This window comes from Streptomyces sp. NPDC088116 (genome assembly GCF_044741745.1).
GTDB lineage: Bacteria > Actinomycetota > Actinomycetes > Streptomycetales > Streptomycetaceae > Streptomyces.
Map to the genome: position 1 here is coordinate 1 of NZ_JBIUTF010000014.1, position 13,332 is coordinate 13,332.

6 protein-coding genes are annotated in these 13,332 nt (G+C 70.5%); all 6 read left to right on the forward strand.

What is annotated here, in order from left to right; genetic code table 11:
- Positions 1 to 3,909 (forward strand): SDR family NAD(P)-dependent oxidoreductase (locus tag ACIOJD_RS34020; protein WP_401920366.1); only part of this gene is annotated, 3,909 nt, incomplete at its 5' end.
- 343 nt (positions 3,910 to 4,252) lie between these two features.
- A complete protein-coding gene (locus tag ACIOJD_RS34025; RefSeq protein WP_401920369.1) occupies positions 4,253 to 6,289 on the forward strand; it encodes an ABC transporter ATP-binding protein/permease in 2,037 nt (678 codons plus the stop codon).
- 232 nt (positions 6,290 to 6,521) lie between these two features.
- Positions 6,522 to 9,704 carry a BTAD domain-containing putative transcriptional regulator gene (locus tag ACIOJD_RS34030; RefSeq protein WP_401920372.1) on the forward strand — a complete coding sequence of 1,061 codons (3,183 nt, stop codon included), beginning with the start codon at positions 6,522 to 6,524 and terminating at the stop codon, positions 9,702 to 9,704.
- A gap of 266 nt (positions 9,705 to 9,970) precedes the next feature.
- A complete protein-coding gene (locus ACIOJD_RS34035) occupies positions 9,971 to 11,245 on the forward strand; it encodes a glycosyltransferase (RefSeq protein ID WP_401920375.1) in 1,275 nt (424 codons plus the stop codon).
- A 40-nt stretch (positions 11,246 to 11,285) separates the two neighbouring features.
- The gene (locus tag ACIOJD_RS34040; protein ID WP_401920377.1) at positions 11,286 to 11,951 is read left to right on the forward strand and encodes a class I SAM-dependent methyltransferase; all 666 of its coding nucleotides are present in this window, start codon (positions 11,286 to 11,288) and stop codon (positions 11,949 to 11,951) included.
- Positions 11,952 to 12,030: 79 nt separating this feature from the next.
- Positions 12,031 to 13,230 carry a DegT/DnrJ/EryC1/StrS family aminotransferase gene (locus tag ACIOJD_RS34045; protein WP_401920379.1) on the forward strand — a complete coding sequence of 400 codons (1,200 nt, stop codon included), beginning with the start codon at positions 12,031 to 12,033 and terminating at the stop codon, positions 13,228 to 13,230.
- The last annotated feature ends 102 nt before the right edge of the window (positions 13,231 to 13,332 follow it).

Consider the following 13,332-nt stretch of genomic DNA (forward strand, 5'->3'; position numbering starts at 1 on the left):
ATCTGGGGTGAGGACCCGGATCTCCTCAACGAGACGGGTTTCGCTCAGCCGGCTCTGTTCGCCGTGGAAGTGGCTCTGTTCCGGTTGCTGGAGTCGCTGGGCGTTACGCCGGACTACGTCGGTGGGCATTCGATCGGTGAGGTGGCGGCTGCCCACGTGGCCGGTGTTCTGTCGCTCGCGGACGCGTGCCGTCTGGTGGCTGCTCGCGCACGGCTGATGCAGAAGCTTCCGCGTGGCGGAGCGATGGTGGCGATCCAGGCCACCGAGGACGAAGTCCTGCCGTACCTCTCCGAACTCCCCGGCGTCTCCGAGCTGGTGTCGATCGCGGCGGTCAATGGACCGTCGTCGGTCGTGGTGTCCGGTGCTGAGGACGCGGTGATGGAGGTTGTGGGACGGTTCGAGGGGCGACGTACGAGTCGGCTCGCCGTCAGCCACGCGTTCCACTCGCCGCTCATGCGCCCGATGCTCGACGAATTCCGCGCCGTCGCGGAGCGGCTGGAGTTCCGTACGCCGGTCATTCCCGTGCTCTCGAACCTGACCGGCGCTCTCGCAGCCGCCGAACTCAGGTCGCCCGATTACTGGGTTCGGCACGTCCACGAGACCGTACGTTTCGCCGACGGGGTCACGGCCCTGTCCGAGGCGGGCGTGCGTACCGTCCTGGAGCTGGGACCGGACGGGGTGCTGTCCGCGATGGCGCGGGAGTCCCTGCCCGAGGACACCGTCGTGGTTCCCTTCCTGCGCAAGGACCGTCCGGAAGACACGTCCGCCGTGACCGCACTCGCCCGTCTGCATGTGACCGGTGTGGCCGTCGACTGGCGGTCGTACTTCGAGGGCACGGGCGCCCAGCGGGTCGACGTACCCACATACGCGTTCCAGCGCGAGCGGTTCTGGCCCAGGGCCGCCGCCGTCACCACCACGCCAGGCGATGTGCGGGGGGCGGGGCTCGCTTCGGCCCGGCATCCGTGGCTGGGCGCTGTGGTGTCGCTGGCGGACTCGGACGGGGTGGTGCTCTCCGGGCGGATCTCCCTGGACTCGCACCCATGGCTGGCCGGTCACACGGTCAGGGGCCGGATCCTGCTGCCGGGTACCGCGTTCGTGGAGTTGGCGATCCGGGCCGGTGACGAGGTCGGAAGCGGCCGGATCGAGGAACTGACCCTGGCCGCACCCCTGGTGCTGACCGAACGGGACGCCGTGCAGATACAGGTACGGGTCGGCGCCGACGGTGACGGAGCAGGGTACGGGGCCGGGCGGCGTACGGTCACCGTCCACTCGCGGGCTGACGACCAGCCGGGGGCGCCATGGGTCCAGCATGCCGCCGGCCTGCTCGTAGACGATCCCGCCGAATCCGTCGCGGCGCAGGACATGGCCTCGTGGCCCCCGTCGGGTGCCGAACCGATCGACCTCGGTGATCATTACGCGCGGCTCGCCGAAGCGGGATTCGACTACGGGGCGGTGTTTCAGGGCCTGCGGTCGGCGTGGCGGGTCGGTGAAGAGGTGTTCGCCGAGGTCGAGTTGCCCGAGAACACCGACACCGGACCGGAGACGGACTCAGGCCTCGACGGTTTCGGTGCGCACCCCGCACTGCTGGACGCGGTCCTGCATGCCGCCGGATTCACCGGCGCGGCACAGGACGGCGACAGTGAGGGAGGTGCCCTGCCGTTTGCCTGGGAAGGAGTTTCGCTGCACGCCTCGGCAGCCCGGTCGGTACGGGCGAGGCTGGCGCGTACCGGGCCGGACGGAGTGACGATCGTGGCCTTCGATGCGCTGGGGCAGCCCGTCTTCTCGGTGGACGCTCTGGTGGTCCGCCCGGTCAGCTCCGAACAGTTCGGCTCCGGCCAGGGTGTCGGCGGCGACTCCCTCTTCCGTACGGAGTGGACCGAGGCTGCCCCGGAGCAGGCCGGGACCGCGCTGGAGCGCGCCGGAGCCGCACCGCCCGAGGTGGCGGCCATCGGCCTGGCGGACGATGTGGCGGAGTCGCTGGGGTCCGCAGGGATCGACGTCCGCGCGTACGGGTATCCGGACCTGGCCACACTCGCCGCGTCGGCGGACGTGGTGCCGGGCGTGGTGCTGGTCCAGTTGTCGGCCGAGCCGGTCACCGGGGCGTCCACCGAGGAGTCCACCGAACCGGTCACCGGGGCGACTGCTGAGTCAACCGCCGTGCCGCTAGCGGCCGTTCACGCCACGGTTTCGCGGGCGCTGCGGCTGGTGCAGGACTGGCTGGCGGGGGAGCGGTTCGCCGATTCCCGGCTGGTGGTGCTGACACGGAACGCCATCGCCGGTGACCTGGCCGCCGCCTCCGCATGGGGCCTGATGCGGTCGGCGCAGACGGAGAGCCCGGACCGGATCACCCTCTTCGATCTGGCCGGCCGAGACCTTCCGGGAGCAGCGCTGTCCCGTGCCCTGATGATGCCGGAGCCTGAATTGGCCCTGCGGGAGGGGCACTTGGTCGTTCCTCGGCTCGTAAGGGCGACGGCGCCTGCCCCTCAGACCGACCCTGACCCCGACTCCGGCCCTGACCCCGACTCCGGCCTTGCCCCCGAGACAGAGGCAGAGACCGACGCCGTCAGCGGCGTCGGCTCCGGCGCGGTGCTGATCACCGGTGGCACCGGCGGCCTCGGCGCGGAGACCGCCCGCCATCTCGCCGCCGAGCACGGCGTGAGGGAACTCCTTCTGCTGTCCCGGCGTGGACCGGCCGCCCCCAGGGCCCAGGAACTCATCGCCGAACTGGCCGCGTTGGGCGCCCACGCCGACGTGGTCGCCTGTGACGCGGCCGACCGTGAGGCGCTCGCCGAGGTGTTGTCACGGCGGAAGATCTCGGCGGTGGTACACACGGCCGGTGTCCTCGATGACGGTGTCATCGCGGCGCTCACCCCGGACCGGATCGACGCCGTGCTGCGCCCCAAGGCGGACGCGGCCTGGCATCTGCACGAACTGACCCGGGAGCTGGGTCTGGAGCTGTCGGCGTTCGTGATGTTCTCGTCCGTCGCCGGTACGTTCGGCGGCGCGGGCCAGGGCAACTACGCCGCCGCCAACGCCTTCCTCGACGCCCTGGCCGAGCACCGCCGGGACCTGGGGCTGCCCGGGGTGTCGCTGGCCTGGGGTCCGTGGGAGCAAAGCGGCGGCATGCTCGGCGAGTTGAGCGACGCGGACCGGGACCGGATGCGTCGCTCCGGCTTCCCGCCCCTGTCCACCGAGCAGGGGCTGTCCCTGTTCGACACCGGCCTGTCCACGGCGGACGCGGTGCTGTTGCCGGTCCGGTTGGACCTGTCCGCCCTGCGGGCCCGCGCCGAAGTGCCACCACTGCTGCGCGGCCTGGTCCGCACCCGCCGCACGGCCGACCGGTCGGCCGTCGTGGAGCCCGGGTTCGTACAGCGGCTGGCCGGGCTGGACACGGCCGGGCAACGCGAAGCACTGCTCGGCCTGGTGTGCGGGCAGGCCGCGGCAGTGCTCGGCCACGAGGGCGCGGCAGGCGTCGACCCGACCCGCGCGTTCCGCGAACTCGGCTTCGACTCGCTGACGTCCGTGGAACTGCGCAACGCGCTGAGCAAGGCGACCGGGCTACGGCTCCCGGCCACACTGGCCCTCGACTATCCGACGGCGACCGAGATAGCGTCCCATCTGCACACCCGGCTGGTGTCGGATGAACTGGCGGGCTCCGGCTCGATCCTCGCCACACTGGACCAGATCGAGCGGGTGATGGCCGACGCGGACGTGGACGCGAAGACACACAAGCAGATCGCGGGGCGCCTCGAAGTACTCAGGTCACGGTGGGCGACCGTGCGAGCCGACGACGGAGTACCGGGCGACGGCCCGGACGGCGTTGTGCGGCGGGACGCCGAACTCGACATCGAAGCCGCTTCGGACGACGAGATGTTCGCCTTCCTCGACGATGAACTCGACGGCTCGTGAACCAGGCGAAAGAGAACAGGAAGGAGCGAGAAGGAGCGAGAAGGAACGGGAAGTAGCGAGAAGGAACGCCAGGGGAAGGAACGGGAAAAACCCGAGACCTTTCCATGGGAAAAAGGATCCTGCGGCATCGGCGGACATTCCCCGTGGGCGCACAGTGGAGAGGTTCCAATGACGCGGGGAACCAGCCTGGCTTAACGTGAGCGCGAAGAGTGGAATTCCTCGCTCGTGGCAGCACGACGTGATCGTGCCCGAGCCGCGGAGCGGGAGGACACCCGATACGTAGGCGGCGAACCGGTGGCGTGTGCCTGGTTCGTGAGCCGATGAGGGGATAAGGCGTAGGGGCATGGTCAAAACAGGTGGCGACACAGCGGTCGAGGTGCACGATCTCGTCCGCGCCTACCCGGGACGCAACGGGGAGCTGATCAAGGCCAACGACGGCCTGAGCTTCAGTGTGCCCCGCGGGCAGGTATTCGGACTCTTCGGCGCGAACGGCGCCGGTAAGACGACACTCGTACTGCAACTGCTCGGACTCGTACAGCCCACATCCGGCTCGATCCTGGTCAACGGCATCGATGTGACCCGTAACCCGGAGATGGTGAAGTCCACGGTCGGCTTCCTGCCGCAGACGGGGCTCTCCATGCGGCTGATCGAGACCCGCCGCGCGTTGCACTACACCGGGCGGCTGCGCGGCCAGAGCGAGCATGACGCCCGCCGCCAGACCGACGAGCTGATCGAGGAACTGGGCCTCGGCCCGTATGCCGACCGGCAGGTGGAGAAGCTCAGCGGCGGACTGATGCGGCTGGTCAACTTCGGCATGACCCTGATGGGCCGTCCCGAGCTGATCGTGCTGGACGAGCCCACCAACGAGCTGGATCCGCACAACAGGCGGCTCATCTGGGAGATGATCGAGCGCCGCAGCACCGACGAGGGCGCCACGATCGTGCTGGTGACGCACAACGTGCTGGAGGCCGAGAAGGCCGTGCACCGGGTCGCCGTGATGCACGGCGGCCGGATCGCCGCGATGGGCACCCCTGGTGAACTCAAGGAGCAGATCGGCGCGAAGGCGCGGCTGGAGCTGTTCGTCCGTGACGGCGGCAGCCTCAGCCAGGAGGAGATCGCGCAGCTCAGTACCGTCGGCGAGGTCAGCCAGGGCAGCCGTAGCGGCAGTTACCTGATCACCGCCTCGCCGGACCAACTCCAGTCGCTGATCGAGGTACTGGTCGCCGATGTCGGCGTGAAGCGTGTCGACGACTTCCGCTTCGCCCGCCCCACGCTCGAAGACGTCTACCTGAGCCTCAGCCCGAAGCAGAACGCCGGGCCCCCCGCCGTCGCGAAGCCGACGACCGTCCCGGCCGGCGCCGATGCCGAGTCGGCGGCGACCTCGTCCGAGACAGAGACCAATGGCCGGAGCCCTGTCGCCGTACTGGCCCCGACATCCCCGGCCGCCGCCACGCCTTCGCCCGCCGCCACGACTGCGCCCGCCCCCACACCTTCGGCCACCACCACGATCACAGCCGACGATCCGGGGGCTTCGCCACAGGAGAAGCCACGCCCGCGACAGGAGAAGCCACGCCCACAACGCGAGAAGTCCCGTCCGGGGCAGGGCAGGACCAAGTTGCCGCTGCGGGACCGGCTCAGCCGGTTCGGTACCTCGTTCAAGTTCCTGTGGTTCGAGCACATGCTGACCGTCCGTACCTCCTGGCACGTGCACATGGTGTTCGGCATCTTCATGCCGTTGACCATGGTGTTCGGCTTCTCCCGGATCGGCTCGGGGCTGGACGACGAGAAGAGCCTCACGTACATAGCCAGCGGCTCCGGCGTGTTCGCCATCGCGGCGCTCGGCACCACGGCGATCGCGCAGCGGATCGGCGCGATCAAGGCCGAGGGATCGATGCTGTACTACGCCTCGCTGCCGATCAGCAAGGTGGCGTTCGTGATGGCGTTCGTCGCCGCCCGGCTGCTGCTGATCGCTCCCGGCCTGGTGACCTCGCTGTTCGCGGTGCGGCTGCTGTACGGCCTCGACCTGACGCTGTCGCCCGCGCTGCTCCTCGTCTATCCGCTGACCGCGCTGCCGCTCGCCGCGCTGGGCCTGGTCATCGGCAGCCTCATCGACCGCATCGAGCTGATCTCAATCGTCACCTACGTGCTCAACTTCGTGTTGTTGCTCGGTGCGCCGCTGCTCATCCCCGCCGAGGCGCTGCCGTTGCCTCTCAAGGCGCTGAGCTACGTCATGCCCACCACCTACGGGGCGGACGCCATCCGCCGCAGCGTCAGCGACAACCTCGATGCGACGTTCGCCTTCGACCTCGGTGTGCTGGGTGTGATGACGGTGGTGTCCCTCCTCGTGGCCGACCGGGCCCTGCGCTGGCGCGCTTCCTGATCCCCTTTCTGACCTCGCTCCTGCCCCGCTCCCGACCTCACTCCTGACCTCGCCTCTGGCCCCGCTCCCGACCTCGTACCCGCCCCGCTTCCTCCGGCGCCGCCACGCCCGAGGCCGGTAATTTCCCTAGTTGCCCGCCCGTTAGCATCCTGGCCGGGCCGAGCAGGGAAAGCCGACCGGCCGGGCATCGGGTGATCCACCGCGCGACGGACGGGGCGGGAGCGAATTCGGTATGAAATTCCGGGTGCTGGGTCCGCTGACGGTTCTCGACCACGGCGGCCCGGTGGGGCTGAGCGGCATGAAACAGCGCGCCGCCCTCGGATTCCTCCTGCTGCACGCCAACCAAGTGGTCGCGACGAGCACTCTGCTCCAGGCGCTGTGGAGCGGTACTCCTCCGCCCACCGCGCGGAAGATGCTCCAGAACGCGGTCTCCGGCCTGCGAGGTCTGCTGTCCGCGGACGGCGTGGACAGCGTCGGCGGTTACGGCGGCACGGCCGACCACGGTGGCCGTGCGCACGGCGGATCCGGTGGCCCCGACGAGGGGTCGGCCGCCGCGCCGATGCTGCTGACCCACGCACCGGGCTATCTGCTCAGCGTGCACACCGACGCCCTCGACCTGACCGCCTACCAGGCCATGGTCGACAGCGGCCGCGCGGAACTGGAGATCGGATCCTGGACCGCGGCGGCGAAGACCCTGCGGGCCGCACTGGAGTTGTGGCACGGCCCGGTGCTGGCGGACCTCGCTGAAGCGGGCGCGGACTGGCCGGAGCTGACCACGATCCAGGATGCCCGCTTCACCGTGCAGGAAGACCTCTTCGAGGCCGAACTGGCCTGCGGTGGCCACCATGAGGTGGTGCATGAGCTGGAGGCACTGGTCGCCACCGAACCGGTACGCGAACGGCTGTGCGCCGAGCTGCTGCTCGGCCTCTACCGCTGCGGTCGCCAGGTCGACGCGCTGGACGTCTACCGCCGTACACGGACCGCGTACGGCGAACAGCTGGGCCTGGAGCCCGGCCGCGTACTGCGCGACATGGAGCGGGCGATCCTCGAACACGATCCGGTGCTGTCCCAGCCCGACGCGCTGGCGATCATCGCGCGGGGAAGCGAGGTCAAGTGCGCTGCCCCGCCCGCCGAGATCTCCCGTACGCCAGCCCGTACGCCAGCCCGTACGAACGCCCGCACAGCCTCCCGTACGACGTCCTCCACACCGTCGTCCCCTGCGCTGCCCTCCCATACGCAGCCGCTCTCTCCATCGTCCTTCCGTACGGCCCCGGAGCGGCCCGACCCGGCTGTCCCGCCCACCCCGTCCTCGGCTCCCGTACGTACGGGCACCGGATTCGCCGGACGGCGGCCTCCGGTCCTGCGGCAACCGGCGCCCGCCCCATGGCGGCAGGCCCGGTACGAGGCCGAACCACCGGCGGACGCCACCGGAACGGGGTGGCACGTGGCGATGCGCGGTCCGGCCCCGCCGGTCCCGTGCGGCGGTGGGCTCACCGAGCAGCGCAAGCGGCTCAGCATGCTGCTCGTGCGTACCAAGACCGAGGCGGACGTGCCGGGCGACCCCGAGGATCCGGCACGCCTGGCCGGTGGTCTGACGTCCACGATCCGCGAGGAGATCGAACGCCACGGCGGCAAGATCGTCGGCGTGATCGGGCCCGTCACCTTCGCCCTGTTCGGAGTCCCGCGCACCCAGGAGGACGACGCGGCCCGTGCCGTACGTGCCGGGCTCGCCATTCGTGACCGGCTCGGCCACAGGGCTCCCGCCGGCCGTCCGGGTGGCGGGAGCCCGGCGCCCGGGAAGCCGGCCGTCCGGGTCGCGGTGGCGACCGGCGAGGTGCTGGTGACCTGCGCGGCGGACGGCAGCGGGCCGATTCCGGTGGTCGGCGGCGCGGTCCCGGAGAGCTGCATGGGCCTGCTGGAGACCGTGCCGGCGGGCGGGATCCGGGTATGCCCGACCACCCGCGCGAGCAGTGAACGCGCCGTTGAATACGAGCCGGCCGAAGGACCGGGCGGCGGCTCGGAACCGCGCGTCGTCCGCCCCGACCACACGCGTCTGGACGCCTCGGTGGCCCTGGTGGACCGAGAGCGCGAGATCGATCAGCTGCGCGGGCTGCTCGGTGACGTGTGCGGGCGGCGGCGCTCCCACTTCCTGACCGTGCTGGGCGAACCCGGCCTGGGCAAGAGCAGGTTGGCCGCCGAACTCGGGCTGCTGGCCGCGCGCGGTCCCGGCGAGTTCACCGTACTGACCGGCTGTGGCTCGTTCTCCGACCGGGACGCGCCCCTCGCCGCCCTCCAGCGGATCGTCTCCTCGGGGGCCGGGATCGAGCCGGGGGACTCCCCGGGGGCGGCGGAGGAGAAACTGGCCCGCAAGGTGCACCGGCTGTTCGGTACCGGTGAGTCGGGCGCGTGGATGCTCGGACGGCTACGCGCGCTGCTCGGGACAGCGGGCCCCGACCCGGCCGGCTCCGACTCGGTCGGCCCGGAGGCGGACGCCGAGACATGGCGGCGGTTCCTCACCGAACTCGCGGCGGAACGACCGCTGGTGGTCGTCTTCGAGGACGTGCACCGGTTCGACGCGTCGCTCCTGGACTTCATCGAGTACCTGGCCGCCACGGCGGGCCCGGTGCCGATGCTCGTGGCGGTGACCGCCCGGCCCGAACTGCTGGACATCCGGCCGAGCTGGGGCGGTGGCCTGCGCGATGCCCTCGCCCTCACCCTGGACCCGCTGACCGCCGAGGGCATCAGCGGACTGCTGGCCGACCTGCTGACCAGGGACGGACAAGCGCTGCCGGGGGAGTTGCACCGCGAGCTGATCCGGCGGATCGGCGGGAATCCGCTGTTCGCCGTCGAGTACGCCCGTGAGCTGCGGGAACGGCCGCCACTGTCCGGACAGGCGCCCGGCTCCGGATACGAGCCCGGCTCCGGACAGGCGCCCGGCTCCGGCCGGCAGGACCACGCGAGCGGATACGAGCCCGGCTCCGGCCGGCAGGACCACGCGAGCGGATACGAGCCCGCATCCGCCGCCGCCCGCGTGGCCCCGCCGGTCCCCGACTACGTGCAGCGTGTGATCGCCGCCCGGGTGGACACCGTGCCGCCGGACGCCAAGGCCGTACTCGTCAACGCGTCCGCACTCGTCAACGCGTCCGCGCTCGGTGGAGTGTTCTGCGCCGAGGGCGTCGCCGCGGTGGGTGGCGGCAACCGGGCGGAAGCCGCGATATGGCTGGACCATCTGGAACGGCGCGATCTCCTGCGGCGCTCCCGGCACGACTCGCCCACCGGGGAGGCCCAGTACGCCTTCCGGTACTCGGCGACCCGCGAGGTGGTCGATTCCCTGATTTCCCCCTCGACGCGCGAGGACAAGCGTCGCCGGGCCGCCGTCTGGAACGAGCGGAACGCGGCCGGCCTCCCCGCATAGGGATCCTCGCGGGGCAGCGAATTACCGCGGGAACTCCCGTGCCGGGGCCGGTTACTCGACGATGGAAATACGGCATTGGGGCCCGCACCGGCATCGCCTATCTTCGGACGCACCGGAGGCCGAAAAGCCCCGCTGAATACTCATGAAAACACTGAGTTCGAAGGCAGATCATTGCGATGGTCGGCGGCGCGGGCGGTATGTCCTCCCGTTCCCGCTCGCGATTGTCCGCGGCAGCCGGCTCCGCTCCCGCGTGGAAAGGAATAGTTGTGCGCATTCTGTGCAGCATTGCGCTGTCGCCATCGAACGCGCGTGCCCTGCTTCCCCTGGCACGGGCCGCGGCCGAGGCCGGTCATGAGGTCCTCGTGGTCTCGCCGCCGGAGATGGCCGGTGTGTTCGAGGGTGAACCGGTGCGGGTCAAGCCGCTGTTCAGCGACATGGGCGACATCGTGCTCAGCCTGCTCCAGGAGAAGCGGATCGAGGCGATGCCCTCGGATCCGTTCTCGCCGGAGACACTGGTCGCCACGTCGTGCGGCCCGCACGTCACCGAGGCGTACCGGCGGCTCATCGAGGTGGCCGAGGAGTTCCGCCCGGACATCGTGCTGCGCAGCGGCGTCGAGTTCGCCGGCTACCTCGTCGCCGAGAAGCTCGGCATCCCGCATGTGACCGCCCCCTCGGGCGGTGGGCAGTACCTGGACCCGAAGCAGGTGCTGGCGGAGCTGAACGAGCGCCGTGCGGAGCTGGACCTGCCCGCCGGGGACGACCCCGACGCGATCTTCGCCAACGGCCGCTTCGACTGCATGCCGTCGGACTACTCCTTCACCACCCACGACATCGCGAACACCTTCGCCTACCAGCAGCCGGCGAGCATCGTCCGCGACGAGACCGGGCCCGAGTGGCTGCGGGACATCCCCACCGACCGACCGCTGGTGGTGGTGTCCTCCACCAACGTGTTCGCCTCGGTGATGTCGAGCAGTGTGTTCCCGCGCATCCTGGGCCTGTTCTTCGACGGACTCGTCGCCGGGCACATGTTCGAGGGCATGGGCGATGTCCAGATGGACCCGGCCGTCATGGTCAACGCCCTGATGCAGGGCGACGCCAACCCGCTCAACGCCGTCGTCAAGGGGCTGTCCGAGGTCGACTGCACCGCGGTCGTCGCCACCCGCGGCATGCCTCTCAACCAGGACGTCGTCGGAGACAACGTGCATGTCTTCGAGCGCATCCCGCAGCCACTGCTGCTGGAGAGCACGCAACTGCTGTTCACCCACGGCGGCTACAACAGCGTCCGCGAGGCCGTCAGGGCCGGTGTGCCGATGGCCGTCCTCCCGGAGGTCAGCGACCAGCTGCACAACGCCAACCGGGTCGAAGAGCTCGGGCTCGGGCTGCGCGTCCCCGCGGCGAACGCGGAGACCGTCGCCGAGACCTGCACCCGGCTGCTGGAGGACCCGCGGTTCGCCCAGCAGGCCCGCAAGGCCCAACGGCACATGCTCTCCCTCCCCCCGGTGGACGCCGCCGTCGACCACCTCGTACGACTCGTCGGCTGACCCAGGCCGGCCCACCCAACGAAAGATAGGAGACGGGCAGATGGAAGCGCAGTTCCTTCAGGCCTTCTACGACCTGGCTTCGTGGATACGGCTGTCCCCGCTGCTGAACAACGGCCATTACCTGCCGTTCTCCGTGGTCTCACTGCGGCCGAGCGCCATGATCAAGGTGCTGGACGACATCGCCCTGGGGGACCGCAAGGTCCTCGTCGAGTGCGGCAGCGGCACCTCGACCGTGGTGTTCGCACGGATGATGAACCAGCGCGGCTACGGCAAGCTGCTCTCGCTGGAGCACGACGGCGAATGGGCCGCCCGTGTCACCACGCAGCTGGCCGCCGAGGGGCTCTCCGATGTGGCGACGGTCGTCCACGCGCCGTTGGAAGAGCACCCCGCCGCGGTCAAGGGCATGGACTGGTACGCGAGCAAGACGGTCTCGGACGAGATCACGGCGTACACCGACAAGCACGGCGCCATCGACCTGCTGCTGGTGGACGGACCTCCCGGCTGGCAGCGCGACCGCACGCTGGCCCGCTACCCCGCGGCCCCGGTGCTGTGGGAATACCTCGCCCCCGGCGCGAGCGTGCTGCTCGACGACGTGAACCGCGCCGGTGGCAAGGAGATCACCGAGCGCTGGAAGGAGGAGCTCGGGCTCGACATGCAGCTCGACCCCTTCGGCACCCGCGGCGCCTTCGGCACCGTTCCTTCCTGACCGCCGGGACCGTTCCTGACCACCCAGGATCGTTCCCGATCACCCGGACATCCGCGCCCTCCCCGAGGAGAAGACGCTCATGCTGGCCATGAACGGCGGGCCGAAAGTGCGTACCACGCCCTTTCCCCACTGGCCGCAGTTCGACGACCTGGACCGCGCGGCCGTGGGGCGGGCGCTGGACCAGGGATCCTGGTGGCGCTTCGGTGGCAAGGAAGTGAGCTCCTTCGAGCAGGAGTTCGCCGAGTTCCATCACGCGCCCGCCGCACTCGCGGTCACCAACGGCTCGCACGCCCTCGAACTCGCCCTGGAGATCATCGGGCTGCGGCCCGGCGACGAGGTGATCGTGCCCGCGTACACGTTCATCGCCACCGCCACGGCGGTCCAGCGGCGCGGTGGGATCCCGGTGCTGGTGGACGTGGACCCCGTCACGTACTGCATGGATCCCGAAGAGCTCGAAGCGGCGACGACCGAACGCACCCGGGCGGTCATCCCGGTCCATATCGGCGGCCACGTCGCCGACATGGACGCCATCAACGCCTGGGCGGAGCCCCGCGGGATCACGGTGATCCAGGACGCGGCGCAGGCGCACGGCGCGATGTGGCGCGACCAGGGACTCGGGGCGCTCGGCTCGATGGCCACGTTCTCCTTCCAGGAGACCAAGGTCGTCACGGCCGGCGAGGGCGGCGCCCTCCTGCTGCCCAACGAGGAGAGCTACGAGATCGCCCACATGCGGCACAACTGCGGCCGCGCCCGCGATCTGAGCCTGCGCACCGCCTCCTCGAACTTCCGGATCTCCGAGATGACCGGGGCGCTGCTGCGGGTGCAGCTCGGCCGCCTCGCCGCCCAGACCGAGCGGCGGGAGCGGCAGTACGAGAGGCTCGCCGCGGGGCTGGCCGGCATCCCGGGAGTGGTCCCCCAGGGCCGCGACGAGCGGTGCACCGTCAACCCGCACTACATGACGATGTTCATCCTCGACCCGGAGGAACTCGACGGGCTGGACCGGGACACCGTGTCCGGCGCCCTGTTTGCCGAGGGCATCCCCGCCTTCGGCTGCAACCGCGCGATCCACCGCACCGAGGCGTTCTGGACCGCGCGCACCGGCCCCGAACCGGCCGAGGACCTCGCCCGGCGCTGCCCGAACGCCGAGAAGCTCGGCAGCCGTGGGCTGATGATCCCGCACCAGGTCCTGCTGGGCGGGGACCAGGAGATCGACGACGTCGTGGAGGGCCTGACCAAGGTCCTCGCCGAACTGCCGCGTACCGGCAGCGGACACGCCTGAACCACCGGACGCATCTGAAGCACCGGGCATGTCCGAAGCAGTGGACATGCCGGGTCACCGGACACACCCGAACCAGTAGCACGACCCCGAACACCCCTGCCC

What these genes read in the sequence shown, in the direction of transcription:
- ACIOJD_RS34040 (WP_401920377.1), top strand. Translation starts at nt 11,286, where the DNA reads ATGGAAGCGCAGTTCCTTCAGGCCTTCTACGACCTGGCTTCGTGGATA.
- ACIOJD_RS34025 (WP_401920369.1), top strand. Translation starts at nt 4,253, where the DNA reads ATGGTCAAAACAGGTGGCGACACAGCGGTCGAGGTGCACGATCTCGTC.
- ACIOJD_RS34045 (WP_401920379.1), top strand. Translation starts at nt 12,031, where the DNA reads ATGCTGGCCATGAACGGCGGGCCGAAAGTGCGTACCACGCCCTTTCCC.
- ACIOJD_RS34030 (WP_401920372.1), top strand. Translation starts at nt 6,522, where the DNA reads ATGAAATTCCGGGTGCTGGGTCCGCTGACGGTTCTCGACCACGGCGGC.